General features: G+C 41.7%; 30 protein-coding genes. 1 reads left to right on the top strand and 29 read right to left on the bottom strand.

Features of this window, described 5'->3' with window-relative positions:
- Positions 1-3 precede the first annotated feature (3 nt).
- The 23 genes from AC6CIB_RS11625 to AC6CIB_RS11515 all read right to left on the bottom strand — a co-directional run bounded on the left by AC6CIB_RS11625 (position 4) and on the right by AC6CIB_RS11515 (position 18291).
- Positions 4-1113, bottom strand: a complete 1110-nt coding sequence (locus tag AC6CIB_RS11625) for an aminopeptidase (RefSeq protein WP_498280830.1) — start codon at positions 1111-1113, stop codon at positions 4-6.
- A gap of 114 nt (positions 1114-1227) precedes the next feature.
- The gene (hpf, locus tag AC6CIB_RS11620) at positions 1228-1806 is read right to left on the bottom strand and encodes a ribosome hibernation-promoting factor, HPF/YfiA family (RefSeq protein WP_113971339.1); all 579 of its coding nucleotides are present in this window, start codon (positions 1804-1806) and stop codon (positions 1228-1230) included.
- A gap of 386 nt (positions 1807-2192) precedes the next feature.
- Positions 2193-2756 carry an REP-associated tyrosine transposase gene (locus AC6CIB_RS11615; protein WP_498280828.1) on the bottom strand — a complete coding sequence of 188 codons (564 nt, stop codon included), beginning with the start codon at positions 2754-2756 and terminating at the stop codon, positions 2193-2195.
- A 169-nt stretch (positions 2757-2925) separates the two neighbouring features.
- On the bottom strand, positions 2926-3681 hold the full coding sequence (locus tag AC6CIB_RS11610) for an ABC transporter permease (RefSeq protein WP_498280826.1): 756 nt from the start codon (positions 3679-3681) through the stop codon (positions 2926-2928).
- A 6-nt stretch (positions 3682-3687) separates the two neighbouring features.
- Positions 3688-4032, bottom strand: coding sequence for an MmcQ/YjbR family DNA-binding protein (locus AC6CIB_RS11605; RefSeq protein WP_498280824.1), 345 nt, complete (start codon positions 4030-4032; stop codon positions 3688-3690).
- Positions 4033-4270: 238 nt separating this feature from the next.
- Positions 4271-4447 carry a DUF8042 domain-containing protein gene (locus tag AC6CIB_RS11600; protein WP_498280822.1) on the bottom strand — a complete coding sequence of 59 codons (177 nt, stop codon included), beginning with the start codon at positions 4445-4447 and terminating at the stop codon, positions 4271-4273.
- 67 nt (positions 4448-4514) lie between these two features.
- Positions 4515-4862, bottom strand: coding sequence for a flagellar protein FliT (gene fliT, locus AC6CIB_RS11595; protein WP_498280820.1), 348 nt, complete (start codon positions 4860-4862; stop codon positions 4515-4517).
- The gene (fliS, locus tag AC6CIB_RS11590) at positions 4862-5266 is read right to left on the bottom strand and encodes a flagellar export chaperone FliS (protein ID WP_498280818.1); all 405 of its coding nucleotides are present in this window, start codon (positions 5264-5266) and stop codon (positions 4862-4864) included. Before fliS ends, fliT begins: the two co-directional genes overlap by 1 nt.
- A 22-nt stretch (positions 5267-5288) precedes the next feature.
- Positions 5289-6812, bottom strand: a complete 1524-nt coding sequence (locus AC6CIB_RS11585) for a flagellar hook-associated protein 2 (protein WP_498280816.1) — start codon at positions 6810-6812, stop codon at positions 5289-5291.
- A gap of 15 nt (positions 6813-6827) precedes the next feature.
- Positions 6828-7187: a flagellar protein FlaG gene (gene flaG / locus AC6CIB_RS11580; RefSeq protein ID WP_498280814.1), complete on the bottom strand. Its 360-nt coding sequence runs from the start codon at positions 7185-7187 to the stop codon at positions 6828-6830.
- Positions 7188-7695: 508 nt separating this feature from the next.
- On the bottom strand, positions 7696-8508 hold the full coding sequence (locus AC6CIB_RS11575; protein ID WP_498280812.1) for a flagellin N-terminal helical domain-containing protein: 813 nt from the start codon (positions 8506-8508) through the stop codon (positions 7696-7698).
- Between the two features lie 158 nt (positions 8509-8666).
- The gene (gene csrA / locus AC6CIB_RS11570; protein ID WP_034764426.1) at positions 8667-8888 is read right to left on the bottom strand and encodes a carbon storage regulator CsrA; all 222 of its coding nucleotides are present in this window, start codon (positions 8886-8888) and stop codon (positions 8667-8669) included.
- A gap of 4 nt (positions 8889-8892) precedes the next feature.
- Positions 8893-9336 carry a flagellar assembly protein FliW gene (gene fliW / locus AC6CIB_RS11565; RefSeq protein WP_498280810.1) on the bottom strand — a complete coding sequence of 148 codons (444 nt, stop codon included), beginning with the start codon at positions 9334-9336 and terminating at the stop codon, positions 8893-8895.
- 18 nt (positions 9337-9354) lie between these two features.
- Positions 9355-9945 (bottom strand): DUF6470 family protein, encoded by a 591-nt coding sequence (locus AC6CIB_RS11560; RefSeq protein ID WP_498280808.1) that lies wholly within the window; start codon positions 9943-9945, stop codon positions 9355-9357.
- Between the two features lie 74 nt (positions 9946-10019).
- Entirely contained in the window at positions 10020-10925 is a 906-nt protein-coding gene (gene flgL, locus AC6CIB_RS11555; protein ID WP_498280806.1) for a flagellar hook-associated protein FlgL, read from the bottom strand.
- 14 nt (positions 10926-10939) lie between these two features.
- Complete coding sequence (gene flgK, locus AC6CIB_RS11550; protein WP_498280804.1) at positions 10940-12517, bottom strand: flagellar hook-associated protein FlgK; 1578 nt, start codon at positions 12515-12517, stop codon at positions 10940-10942.
- A 29-nt stretch (positions 12518-12546) separates the two neighbouring features.
- The gene (locus tag AC6CIB_RS11545; RefSeq protein ID WP_498280802.1) at positions 12547-13041 is read right to left on the bottom strand and encodes a flagellar protein FlgN; all 495 of its coding nucleotides are present in this window, start codon (positions 13039-13041) and stop codon (positions 12547-12549) included.
- A 17-nt stretch (positions 13042-13058) separates the two neighbouring features.
- Positions 13059-13325: a flagellar biosynthesis anti-sigma factor FlgM gene (gene flgM, locus AC6CIB_RS11540; protein WP_498280800.1), complete on the bottom strand. Its 267-nt coding sequence runs from the start codon at positions 13323-13325 to the stop codon at positions 13059-13061.
- Between the two features lie 114 nt (positions 13326-13439).
- Complete coding sequence (locus AC6CIB_RS11535; RefSeq protein WP_498280798.1) at positions 13440-13856, bottom strand: TIGR03826 family flagellar region protein; 417 nt, start codon at positions 13854-13856, stop codon at positions 13440-13442.
- A 60-nt stretch (positions 13857-13916) separates the two neighbouring features.
- Positions 13917-14618: a ComF family protein gene (locus AC6CIB_RS11530; protein ID WP_498280796.1), complete on the bottom strand. Its 702-nt coding sequence runs from the start codon at positions 14616-14618 to the stop codon at positions 13917-13919.
- Positions 14608-16095, bottom strand: coding sequence for an ATP-dependent helicase ComFA (locus tag AC6CIB_RS11525; protein WP_498280794.1), 1488 nt, complete (start codon positions 16093-16095; stop codon positions 14608-14610). Before AC6CIB_RS11525 ends, AC6CIB_RS11530 begins: the two co-directional genes overlap by 11 nt.
- A gap of 227 nt (positions 16096-16322) precedes the next feature.
- Complete coding sequence (locus AC6CIB_RS11520) at positions 16323-17174, bottom strand: DegV family protein (RefSeq protein ID WP_498280792.1); 852 nt, start codon at positions 17172-17174, stop codon at positions 16323-16325.
- A gap of 214 nt (positions 17175-17388) precedes the next feature.
- Positions 17389-18291: a DMT family transporter gene (locus AC6CIB_RS11515; RefSeq protein ID WP_498280790.1), complete on the bottom strand. Its 903-nt coding sequence runs from the start codon at positions 18289-18291 to the stop codon at positions 17389-17391.
- A gap of 290 nt (positions 18292-18581) precedes the next feature.
- Here AC6CIB_RS11515 and murB point away from each other — a divergent pair, with 290 nt between their 5' ends.
- A complete protein-coding gene (gene murB, locus AC6CIB_RS11510) occupies positions 18582-19502 on the top strand; it encodes a UDP-N-acetylmuramate dehydrogenase (protein ID WP_498280788.1) in 921 nt (306 codons plus the stop codon).
- A 12-nt stretch (positions 19503-19514) separates the two neighbouring features.
- Here murB and AC6CIB_RS11505 read toward each other — a convergent pair whose 3' ends face one another.
- From AC6CIB_RS11505 to AC6CIB_RS11480, 6 genes are all read right to left on the bottom strand, one after another.
- Positions 19515-20093, bottom strand: coding sequence for a class I SAM-dependent methyltransferase (locus AC6CIB_RS11505; protein WP_498280786.1), 579 nt, complete (start codon positions 20091-20093; stop codon positions 19515-19517).
- A 135-nt stretch (positions 20094-20228) separates the two neighbouring features.
- Positions 20229-20354, bottom strand: coding sequence for a hypothetical protein (locus tag AC6CIB_RS11500; RefSeq protein ID WP_498280785.1), 126 nt, complete (start codon positions 20352-20354; stop codon positions 20229-20231).
- 146 nt (positions 20355-20500) lie between these two features.
- On the bottom strand, positions 20501-20962 hold the full coding sequence (locus tag AC6CIB_RS11495) for a hypothetical protein (protein ID WP_498280784.1): 462 nt from the start codon (positions 20960-20962) through the stop codon (positions 20501-20503).
- A gap of 116 nt (positions 20963-21078) precedes the next feature.
- The gene (locus AC6CIB_RS11490; RefSeq protein ID WP_498280783.1) at positions 21079-21984 is read right to left on the bottom strand and encodes a helix-turn-helix domain-containing protein; all 906 of its coding nucleotides are present in this window, start codon (positions 21982-21984) and stop codon (positions 21079-21081) included.
- A gap of 209 nt (positions 21985-22193) precedes the next feature.
- Positions 22194-22583, bottom strand: a complete 390-nt coding sequence (gene gloA2 / locus AC6CIB_RS11485) for an SMU1112c/YaeR family gloxylase I-like metalloprotein (protein ID WP_498281390.1) — start codon at positions 22581-22583, stop codon at positions 22194-22196.
- A 73-nt stretch (positions 22584-22656) separates the two neighbouring features.
- Positions 22657-23583, bottom strand: coding sequence for a manganese-dependent inorganic pyrophosphatase (locus AC6CIB_RS11480; protein WP_498280782.1), 927 nt, complete (start codon positions 23581-23583; stop codon positions 22657-22659).
- Positions 23584-23596 lie beyond the last annotated feature (13 nt).

Below are 23596 nucleotides of genomic sequence, written 5' to 3'. Positions count from 1 at the left end.
CCTTTAAATTAAAGCGTCAGGATTCAATCCTTTTAGCTCTTCTACTACAAATAACCCATCCTTGCGAATTAAAACATCATCGAAGTAAATTTCTCCTCCGCCATATTCTGGACGCTGGATACAGACCATATCCCAATGTACACTCGAACGGTTTCCGTTATCCGCCCCTTCATAGGCCTGTCCTGGTGTGAAATGGAAGCTTCCGTTTATTTTTTCATCAAATAGGATATCCAACATCGGCTCATTGATCTTCGGATTCACACCAAGAGCAAATTCACCTATGAAACGGGCACCTTCATCTGTATCCAGAATATTGTTCAGTTCCTTCGTTTTATCTGCCGTTGCTTTCACGATCTTCCCGTTTTCAAACGTCAAAGAAACATTGTCAAAAGTAAATCCACGATACAGTGTCGGTGTATTATACATAATCGTCCCGTTCACACTATCCTTCACGGGAGCTGTATACACTTCCCCGTCCGGAATATTCCGCTCTCCAAAGCACATGACAGACGGAATATCCTTGACGGAAAACGTAAGGTCCGTCCCTTCGCCGGTAATACGAACTTTATCGGTTTTATCCATCAGCTCTTTAAGAGGCTTCTGGGCTTCCTCCATCTGCTTGTAGTCCAGGGTACAGACTTCCAGAAGATAATCGAAGAATGTGTCATAACTCATCTTCGCTTTTTGGGCGAGTGACGGGTTTGGATAGTTTAATAGAACCCATTTCTTATTTTGAATGAGATAGTCATTGGATTCTTTCATATGCGGCATGAGAAGCTGCCACTGTTCGGCCGGCACCTCACTCATCTCTGCATCATTTGCTTCGCTTGAAATATTGAGAAACGCATCGATATCCTGATATTTATCCATATTCCATTTATTTTGCAGAATCATTTGTTCCGGTTTCGCATGAGTGGCCATGATACGCAGTAACTCCTGATCGCCGAGCTCATAATATGGAATCACTCCCATCTCATACGATTTCTGGAGAAGCTCCTTTACAAGTGGTTTCGTGGAATGCTCCCCTGCAATAAAGAGTTTTTCTCCTTCTTTTAATGCTAATGAATGGGTTAGCAGCACTTCTGCCAACTTCTCTAATCGTGGATCTCTCACTTGTATCCCCCTAAATTTTGTCTACCTTCAAACAAACTTCGACAAAAAATGGAAATAACCTCCTTTTGATTATAAAAAATCCTGCGGCCGAAGTGACCGCAGGATTTAAGGTAATTAGTTTGTTTCGATTAAACCATACTTCCCGTCACGACGCTTGTACACAATATTCGTCGCATTTGTCTCTGCGTCTGTGAAGATGAAGAATGTGTGACCCAGCATGTTCATTTGAAGGATCGCTTCTTCACTGTCCATCGGCTTAAGATTGAACTGCTTCGTTCTTACTACTTCTGTATCGTCCTCTTCCTCCAGTTCAACCGCAGCTGCACCATTTGGAGAAACGTGATTCAGATCTTCCTGAGCCGCGAAGAACTCTTTCGGGCTGCCCTTTTCACGCATTTTACGGTTCACTCTTGTTTTATGTTTGCGAATTTGACGCTCTAATTTATCTACAATCAGGTCAATGGCCGCATACATATCCGTGTTGCGTTCCTCTGCACGTAACACTAATTGCGGCATTGGAATAGTCACTTCAGTTTTCGTATTTTTATCAGGATACACTTTTAAATTAACATGTACATTTGCATCAGGAGTTTCATTAAAGTAACGGTCTAACTTGCCAATCTTCTTCTCCACGTGTTCGCGAATCGCTGGAGTTACCTCAATGTTCTCGCCTCGAATGTTGTAGTTCAACATGTAAACTCCTCCTTTTAAAAATAAAGCTATGTTTATATATTCTCCATTCCCTCAATTATTCCTCCTTAAACTTTCTAAATTTTTTGTCAATTTTCCGTAAAGTTTGTTATATGGTGTCGAGAGTGTTGATGGTTGTGGGATTGGAGAATGAAAAATTGAGGTGATGGTTGCGAGTATGTAGGGTTCACCTTTCACTATTTATACTATTATTTTCTCATTTTTGGAGGGGAATAAACGGTGGGGATTTGGAGGATTTGTGTATAGTTTGGGGCGGATTTGTGAAGGGTCTGGTGTGTTAGATTTTTTTGTACCAGGTACAAATGCTGCGGATTGTACCTGGTACAATCAAGGTTAGTTGTACCAGGTACAAAATGAATTCAACTTAGTTATATAGGCTCGTTCCAATCCTTAATATTAAATTTTGTTTCTACATAAAATTTATATTTCTCATATGGATGGTCATCAAGATTTGAAAGAATCTTTTGAGTATCAACAATTGATTTATAACCTGCCGTAATAAAACTCTTATAGCTGCTCCAATGATAGTCTTCAGGTTGTTTAGAGTACTTGGATTTTACCGGGTTCAAATGAATGTAACTACTTGTATCTATCAGTTGCTTAGAGTTATTAATTAGCTTGGCGTAATATCGATCCTGAAACACATGACCGACATAATTGTATTTCCTATTAAAGTACCTTGCATAAATGGAATGAATGTAATGGATAATCTCTGAGGGAGAGTTATCAAGTGTCCCAATAATGAGATGAACATGATTGGGCATGAGGCAATAGGAGTGGAGAGTGAATGGAGTTTTTTCTTTTGCTCTTTGCACTAATCCTAAATAATGATTAAAATCTTTTCTATCTCGAAACAGATTATTCTTTCTGTTACCACGTGCGGTTATGTGATAAATAGCTCCAGGATACCAAATCCTATGGTTTCTTGTCATACACTCTTCCTTTCTCTAATAAAGTTACCATTATTCCTATTCGACATAATTCGAAATTTCCCTGCTTAAAGGTGTGTGGTTGAGAGGAGGAGTTTTATTTGTACCTGGTACCTCTGTACACTTTTGTACCAGGTACAAATACTATGGATTGTACCTGGTACATCAGAAGCTAAACATCCACATCCCGCCGACCAAAAATCCATCCGGCCAATCCACCAAACCCAATCAAATACACCACAATCACTATGACCGAAAACAAAAACGTCATCCCTTCAAAAGGCGGAGTTCCGAAGAAATACTGCTGCAAATCTGTATTCGCAAATAATAAATACCTACCCCATTCCATTCCCCGCTCATTCATGACAATCAAGAAAGTTCCTGCAGAAAATGTCAGAAAGATGGTCGTTCCACTGGCAAAGGAGCTGCTTCTCGTCAGTACAGAAAGGGTGAAAGAAATGGAGCAAATCACAATCAGTTCAAGAAACCTCAGCACATAAGCTCCCGCTACAATAAACACGTTCACGCCGAATTCAAAGAAGCTGTCGTAGAACCAAAGTATGCCCAGTATTGACGAAAAAATAAAATGTGCGGACGTCAGAAGAGTTGCTATGAGGATAACCGTTAAGTATTTTGAGAGCAGGATTTTCATACGGTTGACCGGGCGAATGAGCAATAGCTTGATGGTACCTGACGAAAATTCACTTGATACGATGTCCCCTGCTATGATGAGGCAGAAGACTTGTAAGACTATGAGCAGGTTTGAACTGATCCGCATATATTCCCAGAAGGAAAATTGAATTCCCTCGAACAGCATGTAGACGAAAAGGGATGCGATGGAGTTGATAAATACGATGACCCCAAGGGAGATCCACATGCGGGGACGGGATAGTTGTTTTATGAGTTCATTGGTGATTAGGTTGATCATGTGTCTTCATCCGTTTCGTACTTGATTTGCCAGTTTCTTGGGAGCCACTCTCAAATAGCCCTCGTGAATCAAGGTTTCAATAGCTTTCCATCCTACTTCCTCTGCCTCTACTAAGACCCAGACTTGTCTACCTATGTAGGGGGCTTTTGTGTAACCTGGCTGCTCCAGTAAGATTTCTTGCGTGGTGGGTAGGGTTTTAATAGATAAGGAGAGATTGTTCTCCTCACCAAGAATTACAAAGGGCTTGTCCTTCACCCGGAAAGAAGAGTGTCCAAAGCCGTCTATGTGCTCATGAACTTCAGGATAGGTTACGCAAAGACTTCTGATTTCATCTACCAGACTATTTTTCATCAAGTCTTCCTCCAGCATTTTTTCTATTATTATAGCATGAGATTATTTGGAAAAAGAAAAAAGCCTCGGGGATTCGAGACTTAGTGTGTTAAATAGGGATTAAGTTCTTTTTCAATTGTCATTTTCCATGTAGAAAGTGCGGGTGACAGTATTTCCTGCACAATACTTTGTTTGTCTAAGTTGTTTTCTAACTGCCCATTCAGTTTCCATACCGGATCCGTCACGGTATCAAATTGGATTAGAGCTCATGAATGCCTTCGCTCCCATTAAATATTTCTTTTAGCAAGCGATTGCATTCTGAAATCTGCTCAATGGTCTGGAAGGCTTCTGAAAGGAGCATGTCCCCTTCTGTTTTGCTTAGATCAGTGAAGCTTGCTACAACGTACTTCAGTGCTTCTTCGATTATATCAAGCAAACAACGTATTGGCTGACCAATTTATACTGTTTTTCTTCTAAGTTAGTCGCAAAATTCAAAGAACCACCTATTTCTTTTTATCGTAGAACATTCCATCATATTGCAGGGATTCATATGGATTTGAATACTTTTGAACGGAAGTTTTTTTCTTCGTTAACCCATTCATATCTCGCTTGATTTCTAAACGCAGTTGATCCAACTGCCGATCAATCTGCTGGTTCCAAACAATCATTTGCTTGCCGAGCTCCTGCTCATCCTGAGTATAAGGTGGCTTGATGGTGCCAAGTACGCTCTGTCTTTTTTCTAAAAGAGACTCCACTTCCTCAATCGTGGTTTCCCTGTTTTCATCTTTCACCTGTTCCAATGCTTCTTTCAATTGTTTCGTGATGGTGTAGCAAAGAAGGACAGAGCTCATTAAACCTTTCCACCTTGACTTGCATGTTGCTTCTGGCGGTTGAGTTGAATGACTTCTTTCCAGGTATCACGGAAGTCCGTGATAAGGCCTTCTACTTCTTCTAAAATTGCCACTTCATTCTTGATATTAGCTTCAGTTAAACGACGATTGATATAGTCGTAAAGGGACATGAGGTTTTGTGAAACTTCAAGATCCGTATTCAATGTAACCATTAATTCGTTCACGATGGCTTGGGTCTTTTGGATATTTGTATTTTTCAATTCAATATTTTTGTCTTGAATGGCTTTTTTCGCGATATGAATAAATTTCAGGCTTCCGTTATAGAGCATAAGGGTGAGTTCACCTGGTGATGCGGTGTTAACCGAGTTGTTCTGGTATGCTGCATACGGGTTGTTGATGGCCATAGTGACACTCCTTTTGTTGTGATTAGCCGCCGAATTGGTTCATGAGGAACATGGATTGTTCGTTGGAGCGCTGTATGGCTTTTTCCATGGCGGTGAATTGGCGCCAGTAGCGGTCTTCGACTTGGATCAACCGGTCCTCAAAACGGTCCATTTGGCTGTCCATATTGTTTAATAACCGACCTAGAGTAAATGTATTATTGGTGCTCGAAGCTTTTCCTGCTTTTTTCTCAATGCTGTCCATTGTATTTTTTACTGTATCACGTAAACGACGAGCGATACCTTGTTCATTTGAAGTCGCGCCATCTTTAGCAAAAATCTCATAGATCGCATTCGGATCTTTGGAAATCGCTTCTTTTAGCTTGCTTTCATCAATAATCAGTTTTCCTCGATCAAGATAATTACTTGATGTTTTGATTCCGATTTGGGCTAAATGGTTAACGCCTGAAGTTCCACCTGAAATTGGTGTGTACATGTCTGTTCGCATTTTGTTTAGACCAGATGTCAGAACGGAATCGTTTCTCAGAGTACCGTTACGTGATTTTTCTTCCCATAATTCGATTTCTTTTTCTTCCATTGACTCTTTTTGTTCGGCTGTCAAAGGTTGGAAATCACGGTATTTCTTTTCGTTTACTTCACCGTTTGCTTTTTCGATGAGTTTGTTGTATTCATCGACGAATTTGACGATTTTTTCGAGGATTTTGTCGGTGTCGGGTTGTGAAGCAAAAGTTACATTTGTATTCGATGCGTTCTTAAGAGTCAGTTCAAAACCATTGATTGTAAACGTATTTGATGACCGCTCAGTAGCCATTCCATTGTATGTAAACTTAGCATTCTCGCCGATGGAACCTCTATTATTTGTGAGAGCAGTATCGTTTTCTGCATCGAGGTTCAAATGAGTAGTAAATAACGCCCCTTGCAGTTCAATTTCCGGACCAGCCGAATTGTTGCCCGTGTTCTTGCTCATAACAGACATTTGCTTCGTGTGTTGATCATAAAACATGGTCACGCCGGTCTGAGCATTAATCTTCACAATAAGACTATCTAACGTCTCATCTTCAGCCGTGAATTTAATCTCAGTAAAATCAGCCGACATCGTTCCATCTGCTTTAATTGCCTTCACTTTAATACTTTGCTCACCAGTCATCCCGAACGACTCACTCAATTTCTTCTTAGGATCAAATGTGCCACCGTCGGACTGGGTAATAGCTGAGCTGTACATCGTAGCAGCAGTAGCCAATTTTGCTACTTTTAATGTACCTGAGAAATCAGTGGTAGAACTGATGTTTTTAACAGATACTTCATTCGGATTCGAAACAGAGACTGTCTTCTGCGTATACGTCCCCTGCTTCATCACCCCATCAAAAATAAGATTACTAAAATCAAACATCATTTTATTCATATCCCGGTAGTCATCACGTTGCCATCCAAGATATTGCTTCTTCTGTTCCAATTTATCTAAAGGAATTCTTTCCGCCTTCATTAAGTCCTTTATGATTTGATCCGTGTCCATACCACTGGCAAGGCCACCAATTCGCATATCAGCCATATGTATCTCCTTCCACTAAATCTTCTTATCGACCATTAAACCAACAAATTCCGTCATTGCGGCATGCATATCAAGAATCTTTTTTGCCGGTATTTCTTTTACTACTTCCTGCGTACGATCATCAACAATCGTCACATAGTATTCTTTCAATTTATCATGAAATTCAAATTTGAGGTGGGTATTCGAAGTTGACATAAACTCATTCATTGCATGAACAACATCTTCCATTTTTTCTTTGGTGACAGGTTCTTTGATTGTTGTTTCTTCATGGTGTCGTTCCTGCGCTTGAATTTGTTTCACTTCTTCACTTGTATGATTCTCTAATCTAGTAAATGATTGTATCCCTGAAACTCCGCCTGTCACTTTATCAATCATCTTTGGATCCTCCTGAGGGTTATATGGGTTATATCGGAGTTTGGTGAGGAAAGTTTAGTAGTTAGATAGACTATTCAAATTTTAAACATAAAAAAAGAGACTCTATTGCTAGAGTCCCTCTTAGAAAAATTAAAATTAACGAAGAAGTTGTAAAACTCCTTGTGGTTGTTGGTTCGCTTGCTTTGCGACTATGTCTTTCGATCATAGAATAGACTATATCTTCACCCTTTTGTATGTAAGGAGCTGGGCACTTCGAACAGCATTTACTGTCCTACGAGATTCATAGTCATAGCTTTCGCTTTAGACCGTGTTCTCTAGTCGTTGAACCTTCTCCAGAGTTTCCTCACAGGAGCTTGGCTGCTGATTATCCATTGTAGTATCTCTATCATTTTCAGACCGTTCCGCCTACCGTTTCCAGTTACGTTGTGGTTGATAAAGCTTTAGGAAGTTCCAGCAATTCACCCAGTTATTCTCCAGTTCGTTACCAAACTGGACGCCCTCGAATCAATTATCTCAGAAGTTGTAAAACTCCTTGAGGCATTTGATTGGATTGAGCCAACATTGCTTGTGCTGCTTGAGAAAGAATAGAATTCTTTGTTTGGTTCATCATTTCTTTAGCCATGTCCACGTCACGGATACGTGATTCTGCAGCAGTTAAGTTTTCAGAAGATGTATTTAAATTGTTGATAGTATGCTCTAAGCGATTTTGTGTAGCACCTAATGCTGAACGAACAGTAGAAACTTTCTCAATTGCTGTATCTAAAGCACCTATTGCAGTTTGTGAGTTAGTTTTATCTGTTAAATCTCCAACCCCACCTGTAATTGTGGCAGCATCCATAAGTTCAAAAGTATATGTGATTTTTTGTGCAGCATTTGGTCCTACTTGAAAATCAACTGCAGTTGTAGTTCCATCCCAAAGTTTTTGTTTATTAAATTCCGTATCACTAGAAATTCTAGTAATTTCTGTAGCTAATGCTTGGTACTCTTTATCCAGAGCAGCACGGTCTTCAGTTACATTCGTATCATTCGAAGATTGAACAGCAAGTTCACGCATACGCTGAAGAATTGAATGAGTTTCATTTAATGCTCCTTCAGCAGTTTGAAGCATTGAAATACCGTCTTGTGCATTACGTGAACCTTGATCTAACCCACGAATTTGACCACGCATTTTTTCTGAAATCGCTAGACCTGCAGCGTCATCTCCAGCACGGTTAATACGAAGACCAGAAGAAAGTTTTTCCATAGATTTACCTTGAGCACCATTGGCAGTGTTTAACTGACGATAAGTATTCAACGCCGCAATATTATGATTAATTCTCATAACTAAAATTTCCTCCTTGAAATTAAGCCCACATCCATGTGAACTATAAAAGTTTAGTAGTTTGCAACGAGTCACAAAGGTCGGCCGCCCTTCCCCTCATTGCTTACATAACTAATATCGGTCGTTTTGACTAGTGTTTAATAGTTTATGAAAAATAATTAATCATTTTTTGGCAAAAGATTAAACAGATTGTCGATCCCTTTCGAAGCTTCAGTGTTTTCTTCTTGGATAGAAAGGTACACTTCTTTCCGATGGATATCCACGTTCTTAGGAGCATTGATCCCCAATTTCACCTGATCACCTTTTACAGAAATGACCGTTAGCTCAATGTCATCCCCGATTTGAATGCTTTCTCCCGTTTTCCTTGTCAGCACTAGCATCCCCTCACCCCTTCTTTCCTGCAGGCTGAGCAAAGATCAGGTGCTTGGTTTGGTAATCGGTATTGTTTAAAATAACTTGCTTTCCTTTACGATTTGCTAGATTAATAATAATAGGAGCCTGTAGATTGACCGTTGACTCATTAAGTGGTTCTCTTACTGTCAAAATAGAAAACACCTGCACTTCTTTTTCTGTAAGGTTTTCCAGTAACTCCACACTCGCCTGATTCAATTCAAAATCATATTCCTTAAAAAAGACAAACGGATCAGTCACCACAAATCCAAGCTGAGGCGTCGTCACGGACTGCAATATATGAAACCACTCATTTTCAGGAAGTGGCAATAAAACAAACTGCTTCTCTTCCCCAAATCCGGGGATTCCGTGTTCAAATGTCAGAACATCTTCTGATTTCACTTCTATATCTCCATGATATTTCGTATTGATTTTCATCCGCTTCATTCCTTCATTCTATATTTCTTGTTCGTAGTTAATCCCTACGTGCTTCAAATTCGCAAAATCAATTTGTAAGTCGGCGTAGCGCTTCAAACTGACATCCACTTGTGCAGGCGTATATTGGATGTTCGGTTTCTGTGAACGGGAATTGTTGATTACTCTTTGAGGTTCGACGTTAACTTCTACGCTTCCGGGATCGTATCCAATCTTGACGCTCCCTGCAGAAGGGATCCATCCTATGTTGAATTCATACATCGGATCCTCACTGTTCCTTTTAGCCTGGGCAGCAATCGCACCTCCACCATTCTCGATCATCATGAGTTCATCCCCGTCCTGAGCGACTCGGGCAAGTCCCGATAACCAGTCTTCATATCCTTGTTGGGAATATTCTTCTATCCTGCGACGCACCGATTTCAAGTCCATATCCGACCGGGCCTCGGTTTGATCGATGGTCAGTTTGGAAGGCGTCCGTTCTATTTCCATCTTTGCCTTTGGCTGCTGAATATCCAATTGTGCCGGTGGCTGTTCAATGTCCATACGGCCTGGAGTTGTCCGGATGCTCAGGGCTGCTGAAGTGGACTGCAATCTTATTTGTGGAACGTTCACACATTCTCACCTCCATATAAAAAGGGACTGACCCTAAGGTGACAAAACACCTTAAAGGGTCAGTCCCCTTGCTTTTATCGTAGAAAATCCATTAATGTGGGCTGAATGATTCTCGCTCCGACGCTGAGTGCCGCTCTGTGGACACTTTCCTGGGTTTTCAAATCCGTGATGACGCGTTCAATGTCAGCGTCTTCGTTGTCAGAAAGAATTCGGTTTGCTGTTACTTCCTGTTGACCCAGTCGGTCGTCTACCATTTCAAGACGATTATAACGGGCACCGAGTTCAGAACGTTCTGCTGATAACGTGTTCATGACATTATCCAGATTCTCAAGCTCTGTATTAAGGGCCGAATCATCTCCCGACTCCAATGCTTTTTGGATGTTGTGCACTGTGTCGAACAGTTTCTGATTAAAGACCTTATTCGGATTGACGTTTGCTTTTAGCGAAACGCCTTGCGAAACTTCTACAGGATAAGCATCGATAGCACTGCTGCCTAAATTGTCTGCGACCTGTGGAGTACTTCCGTCTGCGGGATTCCCATCCTTGATCGGAGAATTCCCAACATCCGTTCCATGAAAAATATATCTTCCTGCCACTTTCGTTTCAGCGACACTAACCAAATCTTGTTTAATCTGTTCAATTTCAACAGCCACTGCTTTTCGGTCTTCCGGGCTTAACGTTCCATTTTTCCCCTGCAACGTCAATTCCCGAACACGCTGCAACCCTTGGTTCGCCTGTTCGATTCCGGACTCTGAGTTTTCCATCCAGAGGTAAAGTTCCGATAAATTCCGCTTATACTGCTCGATCCCGGTCAGGTTCGAACGATAAAACATCCCTTTCATCGCAACCACGGGATCATCCGATGGCTTTGTTATCTTCTTCCCTGTCGCCAATTGATCCTGCAGCTGTCCCATTCTTCCATAGGAAGAGCTTAGGTTTCTCATCGAGTTCGCTGTCAGCATACTTTGTGTTACGCGCATATTCGTTCACCTACCTATCTTCCAACGGTCCCCATGCCGTTGATGATTTTATCGAGCATTTCGTCTTGCAGTGTGATCATTCTGGCAGAGGCGTTGTAGGCATGCTGGAATTTGATCATGTCGGTCATTTCTTCGTCAAGGGACACCCCGCTGACGGACATGCGGCGTTCGTCAACCGCTCCTCTTAATACGTTGGAGTTGCTTGCGAGTCGCACGGATTCTTGGGATTCCACTGCCATCTTTCCAATCACGGATTCAAAGTGCCCTTGGAATGAAGCTTCTTTTTCTCCATAAGGCAATTTAGTCGTTGTGATGATGTCGGCAAGCGCCAGAACATTGGATGCGTCTCCAAGCGTGGGATTATCTGCACCCGCTGTCGCGATATTATCGAGATTGCTCATTTCATCGGCGACCTGTATTCTTTGGGCGAAGCCTTCTTTCGGTACACCATCCAAATCTGCTGAAGCATTCTTAGAATCCTGGAAGAACTTCGGTGTATCCGGTGTGAAGTTGTCAGGATCAAAGTTTGGATCATTCATTTGTTCAGGTGTGACCCCTTGTTGATGCTGGTTATTGAATGCTTTGGCGAATTCGTACGCCATGCTGTCCAGTTCATCGAGCATGCTGATGTAGGAGCCTTCTGCTTCACCGTCTTTATTTTTTAAGCCGTATGTATCGACAAGGGCTCTCAGTTTTCCTTCACCTTGTGATAAGAAGTCCTTTACGTCGAGTGTCTGGTTTCCGATCGTTACGGAATCCACCGTATTTTGAGGGCCTTCATAGGTAAGCTTAAGTTCATTCACTCCAGCTTTTCCGACCAGATTGACGGCCAGGTTTCCGTCTTTACCGACCAATGTGACAGTGACCGCACCTTCTGCGATAGGGGAAGACGCTCCTCCATTGGATTGGTAGCTCGTTTGAATGGAAACATGTTTTGAAAGTTCATCGATTAATCGGTCCCGTTCATCGTATAGATCATTCGGGAGATAGCCATGTGGCTCAACATCAGCTATTTGTTTATTGATGTTATCAATTTGTCTCGACAGGGAATTGATTTGCTTTTCACTTACAGACAACTCGTTTTTCAAATCGCCTCTGACACTCGTTAAAGAAGAAGATAAGTAAATAAATGTTTCAGCAACAGCCTTCCCTCTCTCGACGACCACTGACCGGGCTCCGGAATTGGATGGGTTAACGGCTAAATCCTGAAGGGACTGCCAGAACATGTCCATCGTTTTCGACAAACCTGAATCGGATGGCTCATTCATGACTTCCTCCATCTTCTTCATCGCTTCCATTTTCGTTTCCCAGTAGCCTAGTTTCTGATTTTCTCCTCTATACTGCATGTCCAGGAAGGAATCACGCACACGTTGAATCGAACCGGCGTCGACTCCCGTTCCGATTTGACCTGGGATTTGCGGGCGGTTCATGGAGGGGGCAGGATATGGTGTCGTTTGTTCAAAATTGACTCGTTGACGGGTATATCCAGGGGTATTTGCGTTGGAGATATTGTGGCCGGTTGTATAAAGGGCGCCCTGCTGGGTGTACATGCCTCGTTTCGCCGTTTCCAGGCCCATAAAAGTGGATCGCATGGTGTTGCCTCCGTTTCAATTAGTAAGTGCTATGCTTTCGAATCAAACATGGATCGTCCGGATGGTGATGGTTTTTCACCGTTTGGACGTGAGTATGTTGACTGATCCGGCTGCGGTTGCATCATGGATAGATTCATATTCACAAATTGAAGAGATTGATAGACAAGCTTTTGATTCAGCTCGTTTTGAACTTTCAACTCTCCGATGATATCGACCAGTTTTTGCTGCCAATGAGCGAGCTTTTCTTGTTCTCCAGATGAACTGTGCTCGATGCACTGAGAAAGTGTTGGTGGTTCGCTCAAATGTACTCCCCGTGATTGAAGATAGTGACTCGACTCACGTTGCCGCTCAGCTTCAACCGTATGGATGGCGGCCAAATACTTTTGTTCATCCCTCAATACACGATCGAGTTCACTCATATCGCCTTTTTTAATCACATCTGTTTTACTGACAGAAAGATCGAACAAACTATTGTGCAGCTTATACAGTTTTTCAAGAGTTGTCATTAATTTGGTGGCTGACATGTTTGTTCGCTCCTTTTTTATTGTCCGTTATAGAAATCCTTCAATCCTTTAGCAATGGCTTTCGGATCGATGGTGTAGTTCCCGCTCTGTACCTGATCTTTTAAAGCTTCCACTCTGGCTTGGCGCTCCTTGCCGAGTTTAGAAACCTCCTGCATCTCTTTGGCGGCAGAAGAGATTTCGATTTTGTCGGATGCCGGTTTACCTGCTTTGCCGACCTGATCCATCTTGTTAAGATTACGCTTATAAGGATTAATGTTCTGATTTCCGATATTGTTAATCTTCATCATTTTCCCCTCGCTTTCATCACGTCCATTGTTTCTACCTAGTATATCGGATAAAAACGCGTTTTGTTTAGTATAAGAGACTGGTTAGTTCTTCCTGATTTAGTTTACTCTGAACTAGTTCTTATCTCTCATAGTGTAGTACGTTCTCTGACCCGATTCTTTAACCTTACTTTTCCATTCCTGCTCGGTTTCGAACTGCTTCAGCTCATTGACAAGTTCAGAGGAACAATCACCACAGATCCTACCCGTCCCAATAATCTTCCCGCATTTATCACAAGGATAACCCATATTCGGAAACTGTCTCGTCTGAATGCGGCCTTTTTTCACCCATTTATATAGAAGTTCCTCGTCTACTCCCGTTACTTCAATCACACGTGACATGGATGCAGCACGGTTCTCCCGTTTCTTTAAAAATTGGTAGACGGTCTCGTACATGTTTTCTTCTTCTTTATAGCATTTGTCGCATACATCACGAAATTTATTTTTCATAAAAATCGCGTTGCAACGTGGACAATTGATGATTTCTGACATACTTTTTTCCTCCCGGTGAAGCTTCTCTTATTCGTTATATCGGCAGAAAAGAGGATTGCTTTAACCCCTGGCAAGAGTTAAGGAAGATACCTCTTCAGCCCCCGCTTCCTTCAAAAGTTTTGCCGCCTGCCTCAAGGTCGTCCCCGTCGTATAAATATCGTCAAATAGCAAAATGGATGTACCGTTCAGATCGGATTCAACCAACTGAAAAACCTGTTCCTGACGAAGACGATCCTTTCTTGACTTTTTCGACTGCTTTTCAGAATGCGAACGGGTGAGGATATTGGAGGGACGGACCTCCGCTTCTTCCAGTAGAGCGGTAGATTGGTTGAATCCTCTCTCATAGAAGCGGTCACTACTTAGGGGGATGGGAATGATGAGGTCATATTCTATTTTAGTGAGATAGGATTTAATAGTGTGAGAGAAGGCTTTTGCCAACACGTAGTCCCCCCGATATTTATACTTTGCCAGATACTCTTTAAGAAAATCATTATACCGATATAATGAGAAGTTCTGATTTAGAATCCCTCTCCACTCGGGATTCCCTTCCCATCGATGACAGTCCAGGCACTCGGCACCTTTAATAAATTCTGTAGAAAAATCATCTAATGCCCGGGAGCACCCCAAACAACGCTTCCCTTCTATTTTCACCAGCTGTTTATTGCACTCATCACACAGAAATTGCGGTTCCCTGTAAAACAACCCTCTCCAGGATATAACCTCAACCAGTTCATTTGCACAATTCAAACAGTTATTTTTCATCTATCAACCCTCTTTTCCCGGCTTCCTTGTTCATGTGATCAATATGAAGAAGAGCCTTGATCATTTCACCCGTGCGGCCGTAATGAAAATAGATAATTTCTCCCTTTGGATAGTCTGCACTACGTCCTACCCTTCCTGCGATTTGCACGAGGGCGCTTTCCGTAAAAATCTTTTCTTCTGCTCCCAGGACGGCGACATCTATTTTCGGAATCGTTACTCCTCGTTCTAAAATGGTGGTTGTTAATAGAATAGAAATCTCTTTGTTTCGCATTTTCATTACCTTTTCTTTTCGGTCTGGATCTTCGGCATGGACGGATTCGATGAGAGGATTCATTTCTTGAAATAACGGCAGGGCTTTCTCCATTAGTTCGACGGTAGGGAAGAAAATGAGGACTTGTTTGGATTGCTGGAGTTTTGATAATGTCCACTTCTTTAAAGGACGAGGGATTCGATTTTTCTTTAAAGATTTTTTCCAAAGACCACACCACACAAACCTGGGAAGTGGAATCGGGTGACGGTGGAATCGGGCCGGGATTTGGATAAAGGTTCTATTACCCTTGGCACACTGATGCTGTGTTTTTTGATCAGGGGTAGCAGTGAGGTAGATAATCGAGGACTGAGGTTTGCAAGCTTTTTCCACTGCCCATTGCAGGGAAGAATCGTAGGAGTATGGAAAGGCGTCGACTTCATCAATGATCATGACATCAAAGGCGTCCTGGAATCGGTACAACTGGTGTGTGGTGGATAGAACAAGTTGTCCATAGGTATTCCGTTCTTCTGAGCCTCCATAAAGGGTGGTCACCGACGTGGCAGGGAACACCTTTTTAACACGTGGAGATAGTTCAAGGATTACGTCGGTTCGGGGTGCGGCAATGCATACCCGTTTATTCTCCCTAAGAGCTTCATGGATTCCCTCAAAGAGAACCTCGGTCTTTCCAGCCCCGCACACGGCCCATACCAGCAAGTCCTTCCGCTCTTTAACGGCCAAAACCATTTGTTCAGAAGCTGTCTTTTGCGCTTCTGATAGAGTGCCAGACCATTTAAAAGTGGGAGTCGTTTCTGACGTTGGTGCAGGTCCTTTCCAGATTATGAGTGGTGTGCATTCCGATACTCTGCCCATCATGATACAGTTACGGCAGTAGGTGCAAAGGGTGTGGCATCTGGAGCAGGAAAATGAAGCGAATAAATGAGGTCTGTTGTTTCCACAACGGTGGCAACAGCTTTTTTCCACACCTTTTTCATAGGAAACATAGCCATTCAAATAGTGCTCTTGAAGGGTGTCGATTGTAAATGGGATCTCGTCCAGTAGTAATGAACGCCCGCTAAGAAAGGATTGAAGCTCTGGAGAAAAATGAAAAGACGGGTTGAGAGGTCGAGGTGGAAGGAAAGGGAATTCTGAAATCCTTTGTAGAACGGTGGCTTCCTGTTCTATAAGGGGCTCTGGTATTAATCCATTATCTGCAAAAGCAAAACGCAAAAACATCACTCCTAGTTCGGGATAGTGATGTATTCTACATAAAGGGGTGAAAATCCTGCCTAATAAAAATGGTGCAAGGCACAAAAACGTTGTTTTGTGCCTTGCATCGAGAGATCAAGAGTGTACCTGGTACATGATGATCTGATTGTACCTGGTACAAAACCCTATGATTGTACCTGGTACAAAACGTGCGAAATGTACCAGGTACAATCAAAAACACCCAATCCCTATCGACTCATCCTCCGAGCCCAACCCATTCCCATCGATCCCTCACCTAAATGAGTACCGATGACCGGACCAAAAATACTAACATTGAACTCCACATTCGGATACTTCTCTTGAAGCTCATTCTTCCACTCAATTGCTTCTTCTTCGCGATTCGCATGGATAATCGAAGCCTGAAACTCTTCTCGGGAAGACACAGCTTCTTCAAGCAAAGACTCCACCCGCTTCAACGCTTTCTTCTTCGTACGGATTTTTTCAAACGGAACAATCACTTTGTCGACAAAGTGCAGCAAAGGTTTAACCTGTAAAAGGCTTCCGATGATCGCCTGAGCTTGCGATAGCCTGCCTCCGCGTTGCAAGTGAGCCAGGTCATCAACCATGAAATATGCCTGTACTGATTGCTTCATTTCATCCAATAATTCAACGATTTCTTCAGCCGTTTTCCCTTCACGACCAAGCTTTGCCCCTTCAATGGCATAGAAGCCCTGGATCATGCAGCTGATTTCAGAGTCATAGGGATACACTTTTATGCCCTCTACCATTTCCCCCGCTTGAACGGCGCCTTGGTACGTCCCGCTGATTCCACTTGATAAGTGAATGGAAATGACGGCATCGTAATCCTTAGAAAGTTTCTCGAATAACTCGACGAACTTTCCGACTGGAGGCTGTGAAGTCGTTGGAAGCTTTTCCTGGGTGCTGACCTCTTCATAAAATTCACTTGCCGTAATATCAACTTCTTCTTGATAGGTTTCTCCTCCGAAAATGACGCTGAGAGGAATCATATGTATGTTCAGTTGATCACGCAATTCTTTCGGGATGTAGGCGGTACTATCCGTTACAATTGCCGTTTTCATAGAATTACCATCCTTATTGTTTATTTTTATAGCCCCGCTATGAGCTTGTCTAGTCTACCTTATGTATCCTTTTCATTTTATATGAAAACAAATTGGTTTGCATTAGTTTCTCGGGACTTTAGGCTTCACAAAACCAATCAAACGTTTGTTTAAGAATCTGAACCCATATGGTACAAGGGATTCGATGTCCTAATCAAACGTTTGTTTAAAGGTCTTACTTCATGCCAACAGGCAAAGAGGAGACGATTTTTTTCGATTTTCTTGACGATAGGAATACTCCTGCAAAAATGATGAGTAATCCTACTATCAGGTTATGCGTGACAGGTTCCCTCAGAAGAACGAATCCCCAAATCATCGCAGTACCCGGAATCAAGTACGTCACAGTCGAAGCAAATTCCGGACTTCCATTCGTCATGATATAGAAATAAAGAAGCGTCGCTACACCTGATCCTAAACAGCCTAACCCTAAGATACCCAGGATGACCTCTCCTGTTAACAAATCTCCAACTGAGATCGGATTGGTCAATATCATACCTGCAAAGCCTACAGCTGCACCTATCAACAGCTGGAATGTAGAAATGACAACCACACTCGTTCCAGACAGATATTTTTTTGTGAATTGAGAGGCAAACGCATAACTCATGGTGGCCAGCACCATTGTCCCAACACCTACAAAATCAGAGGTAAAGATTCCGCTCACCTCGAAATTCATTAGGACGAGAATCCCTACAAACCCAACAACAATTCCAAACCATTGAAATCCTGTCAATATGACAGAGAAAAATAAAAATCCTACCAGCCCCGTCCAAATCGGTGTGGTCGCATTTAAAATAGAGGCCGTATTACTATTAATCTGTGTTTCACTTAACGCGATCAGGGTCCAGGGTAGCGCGGCATTTCCAATCCCGACAACAAACAGCTTCCACATAGGGAGCGATTTCCTCTCCCCTTTTTTCCTCTGTATGAAAAAGATAGGAAGAAGCACAAGCGCCCCGGATAAACAGCGTAAAAAGACCGTTCCCCACACACCAACGGGATCCACCAACCACTTGATAAAAACGAACGACATCCCCCAAATCAGACTTAAACCAATTAAGGCTACATATAATCTGGCCAATTTGCTCCCTCCTCCCTTTTGTGTCTAGATCGTATAATTTAATAGTTAAATAGATGTTATAACATATTTTGTTAGTTCTATCCTATCTTACTTTGCTGAAGATGGAAACATTCTTTTTTCGTATTTTTGACCTATAATAAAGCATTCTTTTCCAATAAGAAGAGGTTCATTCGAAGGGGATTCACATCTGCCAACTGAAACCATTTAACTTTCATGGGTTTTCGTCATATAATGGTTGGGTAGGATTTAACTTAGAGAAGACGAAAATTACTTTATAGGACTGATATAGAATGTACAATAAGGAAAAAGTGTTTGAAGAATTATCAAAGGTGATGCATTCTGACAATATCAAACGGGACGAATTGTTAAGAGAGCACCTGTATACGAAGTTAGGCGGAAGAGCAGATTTCTTCTTAACGCCAACCACTTATGAAGAAGTTCAAAACATTGTGAAGCTTTCAAATAAAGTGGATGTTCCATTTACATTATTAGGAAACGGATCGAATTTGATTGTAAAAGATGGTGGAATTCGTGGAATCGTTCTTCATCTGAAAAACTTTAAAGACATCAAAACGACTGATCAACTGATTGTTGCTCAAAGTGGTGCAGCGATCATTGATGTGTCGAGACGCGCGTTAGCTGAGAAATTATCAGGACTTGAATTCGCCTGTGGGATTCCAGGTACCGTTGGCGGTGCTCTATTCATGAACGCCGGGGCCTATGGCGGAGAAATCAAAGATGTTCTGGATTATTGCCATGTCGTCGACCGTGAAGGGAACCTGGTAAAACGTACAGCCGCAGAATTAGAGCTCGATTACCGTCATAGCAATATTTCTGAAAAAGACGATATTGTACTGGAAGCAACCTTCAGCTTAAAGCCTGGCGACTACGAAGAAATCAAGGCCGTTATGGATGATCTGACAGATAAACGGGAATCCAAGCAGCCACTTGAATATCCATCTTGCGGAAGTGTTTTTAAACGACCACCTGGATATTTCGCCGGGAAGCTTATTCAGGATAGTGAGCTTCAGGGAACGAACTTCGGTGGCGCAGAAGTATCCAAGAAGCATGCAGGCTTCATCGTAAATAAAGACAATGCGACAGCAACGGACTATATCTCTCTGATTGAACACGTTCAAAAAACAGTAAAAGAAAAATTTGATGTAGAGCTTGAGCGGGAAGTTCGCATCATCGGGGAAGACCTAGAATAAAAAAGTCAGGAATCATTGGATTCCTGACTTTTTTATTGGTTTTACAGCATCTACAATCAGCGATACAAATCCAAGATTTCCATTCTGATTCCGATGATCGAATCGCTTGGAACGATAGATGTATCCTTCCTTCTCATCCCATTGTTCGAAATGAAACTGTCCGGTTTCATCACAGTATTCCAAGAGACGGACCTCGTAACCAGCTTCTTCGAATAGGGAGGTTAAGGTCTTATACGTATGGACGATTTTATGGCTAGCTGCGGGATGGTCAATCGGTCCGGGTCCACCAACCTGTACTCCCTTTTGATACTTATCATTCGGAAAATAACCATCCGGCACTGCACAACGAATGTATCCGCCTGGCTTTATATACCTCCAGCAAATTTGTGCCGCTCTCTTTCCTTCATCAAACGTTAGATGCTCCCATACATGCTCAGCGAGAATGGCTTGTACGGAATCCTTAGTAAACTTCGCTTCCCAATTTTCTTCATTAAGGAGATCAAGCTCTGTTTCCTGAGTCTGAATCCAGCCGGGATTATTATCATATTCCCCTGCACCAATCACCACTCTGATGTCTTTTTCTCTTTTCATTCTTCCACCAACTCCGAATATATATTTACTGAATTTATCATTCTATGGATGGATGCCGATACCTCTTTTTGAACGAAAAAAACAGCCTAAAAGAGTTTTAGACTGAGGAGGGATGATTCGATTTAAATTTTCACATTATCTTTTTTTGACAATGGGGGCGGGCTTCGTTCTACGAAATTCTCTCAGCTTTATCACTTGGGATTGAGTCACTTTCGCATCCTGCTCATATGCTTCACGAGCTTTAAAGTAGAGTAACGACACAGCTAATGCCCTCCTTTATAAAATAATTAGTTTCTTTTTACCCGTAAAATGCTAAATAAAACCATATCACAAGAAAAAATCAGACTTTTTTTCGCTTATAAGAATGATTAGCCCCAGCCTTTTTCACCTCCAATGAACGCTTTTTGTCAGAAGTTATAATCCCATAGAATCTTCCATTCTCCTTCTTCAAGTGTCACATAACATGTTTGACTGATGGTCAGCTCACCGAATTGACTGTCAAAAAATAAATCGACCTCTGCTTTTCTTACATTCTTAAATGTCAGCCCTTCCTCATTAAACGTGAACTTCTCTAATTTCTCTATTTTCCCCACCTCCACGTCAAACTCATCTACACCCATATGACCCATAAATACATGGTTCTTCGTTTGAATATAAGAGGATTTCGGAAACTTGTTCTGCATTTCCGGATGAAACAATTCCCACGCGTTTCCGAAATCACCGGATTGTTCGAATTGATAAAATTCCTTGATGACCTCTTCTGGTGTATCAGGTTCCCGGCTTTCCCCTACTATCATGAATAGGGCTACTACGATAAGAATGGAAGCAATTACTCCAATAACAAGAGGAACCGGACTTTTTCTTTTCATAGCTCCACCACTCCCTGTCTATAGTAATCTTTATGAGGGACTTGCTGGATGTATGTAAATAAAAAAGCTCTACGAAGTGATTTTTTCATGGAACCTCTTATTGGAGTGAATTTAGATTACTTTTTCTCTGAATCCTTTCCCAGCTTTTGAATCAATTCTTCTTTTTTCTCTAAGATAAAGGCTGTCAACTTTTGATTAAATTGAATATCAAAAAGCATAGCCGCTTTGTCCAGATAAGGTAATGCTTCGTGGAAACACTCTTGCAGCTCCAGGTTATACCCAATATGATAATTTAATTGAGCAAAACCATATAAGGTTTCTTCTTCAATGATCCACCGAATACCTTCTTCACAGTATTCTATTGAATCCTGATACTTTCCCAGTCTCGTTAATACTCTGGCAGTATTATATAAAAGTCTTGTTTTAATCGATTTATCGCTAAGTTGATCATTGTATTTCAATGCATGATTTACTTTAGTATAGATTTCTAATGCTTTCTCATAATTATTTCTGCTGAATTCAAGGATCCCCATACTAATTAGAATATTCATTTCTCTTTCCGACATGGCTTTTTTTATATCATAGGTAAGTGAAAGTGCTTTTTCTAGAATCATTAACGCCGTTTCTCGATCCTTTTTTACTTCATTCACATATATCCCCTTATGCCAATAAAGGAGCTGGAGGTTGGTTTCATCTTTTAAAAACAAAGGATTTTTCTCCTCTGTTTTAACAATTTCAATGATTTCATCATATTGCAATTTAACTCTAAGCTTCTTTAACTGCCACTCTACTTCCTTAACGTAATCCAGGCGTGGTGTCATTCCAATCTCAAAAAAGTAGTTTACATCTACTCCGAGCTTCTTTGAAATTTGATAAAGAGAAGTAGCACTTGGATAAATGTCTCCTTTTTCTATTCGACTGATGAGAGCTTGTGTGCATATCCCATCTGCTAATTCACCCTGAGTCAACCCGACTACTTTCCTGAGCTCTTTAATTTTTTTTCCAATGACTGAATAATCCACAATCTCACCACCCAGAATATTAATATATTTATATTTTAACAGAAAACGAGCTGTTTCTTTAGGGAAATCCTCATACATCCCTTCTCAAGCCCATAGAGCGATAATACATACATTTCAAATCTATGTTTTAATAAACTTAACGACAAATTACAATACCTTTGGACGGCACTTTCCTTAATGGGAAGTGCTCTTTTTTTAGGAACGGACCTCTACTCGCTTTCATACAATTCTAAAGGAAGTCCATCTGGATCTTCAAAGAAAGTGAAACACTTATGGGTATATGGATTTATTCTTATTTCTTCCGTTTCAATATTCTTATCATTTAACAGTCTGACACTCTCCTCAATATCCTCTACTTCAAATGCTAAATGGCGCAACCCTTGCGCTTCTGGATAGCTGGGACGTACTGGTGCGTCAGGGAATGAAAATAATTTGATGACGTATTCTCCATTTAACGCTAAATCCAGTTTGTACGAGTCTCTTTCTTCCCTGTAAATTTCTTGTTTCACTTCAAAACCCAGTTTGTTGACGTAAAATTCTTTTGATCTAACATAATCTGAGCAGATGATGGCGATATGGTGGATTTTTTTGAAATTCATGGTCATGGGGCCACTGGCACCTCCCGTATTAATCGAAAAAAAGAAGCAGCCCAAAGGCTGCTTCTCTCAATTCTTATTTCATCGCATCCGTCAACACAGGTACGATTTGCTTCTTACGTGATACAACGCCTTTTAATAGGGCTGTATTGTTTTGAAGGGTTACATTAAATGCTTTTTCCACTTCAGCAGTTTTGCTTCCAAGTGCCAGCGCAGTTGAGTCGTTTTCCAAGATGTCTGTTACAACAAGTAAGAAAAGATCCAATCCTTTTTCCTTGATCATTGTTTCCATCGCAGCTTCCACTTCTGCCTGACGTCCGAATACGTCATTCACATCGACAACGTTGATTTGAGCCACTTCTACCTTCGCGTTACCCATTGAGAATTCTTTCGCATCAAGGGTTACAAGCTCCGCAACTGATTTCGTGCTCATGTTTGCACCGGCCTTCAGCATCTCTAATCCGTACACCTCTGCATCAACGCCTGCGATTTCAGCCAATTCCTTAGCTGCTGCTACGTCTTCATCTGTGCATGTGGGAGATTTGAATAAAAGGGAATCCGAAATAATGGCCGAAAGCATTAAACCAGCCATTTCCTTCGTTACCTCTACTCCTTTTTCCTTGTAGATCTTGTTTAAGATCGTTGCTGTACAACCAACCGGCTCTGCACGGTAGTATAAAGGATCTGCCGTTTCAAAGTTGGCGATACGGTGGTGGTCGATGACTTCAAGAACGCGTACTTCCTCAATGTCTTCCGCGCTTTGTTGACGCTCGTTATGGTCAATAAGGATAACCGTGTCGGTTTCACTGGCAACCTTCTCAACCAAACGTGGTGCGTCAACGCTAAAGTAATCAAGGGCATATTGTGTTTCACCGTTCACGTCACCTAAACGTACAGGCTCTACGTCCATCCCGATCTTTGTTTTCAAATCAGCATAAACTAGTGCAGACGTAATCGTATCTGTGTCTGGATTTTTGTGTCCGAAAATAAGTGTTTTACTCATCATCATTCTCCTA

This window comes from Rossellomorea sp. GQ25 (assembly GCF_059758515.1).
The sequence above is the reverse complement of the archived record's forward strand: the minus strand, read 5'-3'. Positions and strand labels throughout refer to the sequence as shown.

Bases quoted from the DNA above. Each gene is read 5' to 3' on its own strand.
- hpf (WP_113971339.1), bottom strand. From the start codon at position 1,806: ATGTTGAACTACAACATTCGAGGCGAGAACATTGAGGTAACTCCAGCG.
- AC6CIB_RS11615 (WP_498280828.1), bottom strand. From the start codon at position 2,756: ATGACAAGAAACCATAGGATTTGGTATCCTGGAGCTATTTATCACATA.
- AC6CIB_RS11610 (WP_498280826.1), bottom strand. From the start codon at position 3,681: ATGATCAACCTAATCACCAATGAACTCATAAAACAACTATCCCGTCCC.
- AC6CIB_RS11605 (WP_498280824.1), bottom strand. From the start codon at position 4,032: ATGAAAAATAGTCTGGTAGATGAAATCAGAAGTCTTTGCGTAACCTAT.
- fliT (WP_498280820.1), bottom strand. From the start codon at position 4,862: ATGAGCTCTGTCCTTCTTTGCTACACCATCACGAAACAATTGAAAGAA.
- fliS (WP_498280818.1), bottom strand. From the start codon at position 5,266: ATGGCCATCAACAACCCGTATGCAGCATACCAGAACAACTCGGTTAAC.
- AC6CIB_RS11585 (WP_498280816.1), bottom strand. From the start codon at position 6,812: ATGGCTGATATGCGAATTGGTGGCCTTGCCAGTGGTATGGACACGGAT.
- flaG (WP_498280814.1), bottom strand. From the start codon at position 7,187: ATGATTGATAAAGTGACAGGCGGAGTTTCAGGGATACAATCATTTACT.
- AC6CIB_RS11575 (WP_498280812.1), bottom strand. From the start codon at position 8,508: ATGAGAATTAATCATAATATTGCGGCGTTGAATACTTATCGTCAGTTA.
- csrA (WP_034764426.1), bottom strand. From the start codon at position 8,888: ATGCTAGTGCTGACAAGGAAAACGGGAGAAAGCATTCAAATCGGGGAT.
- fliW (WP_498280810.1), bottom strand. From the start codon at position 9,336: ATGAAAATCAATACGAAATATCATGGAGATATAGAAGTGAAATCAGAA.
- flgL (WP_498280806.1), bottom strand. From the start codon at position 10,925: ATGCGCGTAACACAAAGTATGCTGACAGCGAACTCGATGAGAAACCTA.
- flgK (WP_498280804.1), bottom strand. From the start codon at position 12,517: ATGCGATCCACTTTTATGGGCCTGGAAACGGCGAAACGAGGCATGTAC.
- AC6CIB_RS11545 (WP_498280802.1), bottom strand. From the start codon at position 13,041: ATGTCAGCCACCAAATTAATGACAACTCTTGAAAAACTGTATAAGCTG.
- flgM (WP_498280800.1), bottom strand. From the start codon at position 13,325: ATGAAGATTAACAATATCGGAAATCAGAACATTAATCCTTATAAGCGT.
- AC6CIB_RS11535 (WP_498280798.1), bottom strand. From the start codon at position 13,856: ATGTCAGAAATCATCAATTGTCCACGTTGCAACGCGATTTTTATGAAA.
- AC6CIB_RS11530 (WP_498280796.1), bottom strand. From the start codon at position 14,618: ATGAAAAATAACTGTTTGAATTGTGCAAATGAACTGGTTGAGGTTATA.
- AC6CIB_RS11520 (WP_498280792.1), bottom strand. From the start codon at position 17,174: ATGAAAACGGCAATTGTAACGGATAGTACCGCCTACATCCCGAAAGAA.
- murB (WP_498280788.1), top strand. From the start codon at position 18,582: ATGTACAATAAGGAAAAAGTGTTTGAAGAATTATCAAAGGTGATGCAT.
- AC6CIB_RS11505 (WP_498280786.1), bottom strand. From the start codon at position 20,093: ATGAAAAGAGAAAAAGACATCAGAGTGGTGATTGGTGCAGGGGAATAT.
- AC6CIB_RS11495 (WP_498280784.1), bottom strand. From the start codon at position 20,962: ATGAAAAGAAAAAGTCCGGTTCCTCTTGTTATTGGAGTAATTGCTTCC.
- gloA2 (WP_498281390.1), bottom strand. From the start codon at position 22,583: ATGAATTTCAAAAAAATCCACCATATCGCCATCATCTGCTCAGATTAT.
- AC6CIB_RS11480 (WP_498280782.1), bottom strand. From the start codon at position 23,583: ATGAGTAAAACACTTATTTTCGGACACAAAAATCCAGACACAGATACG.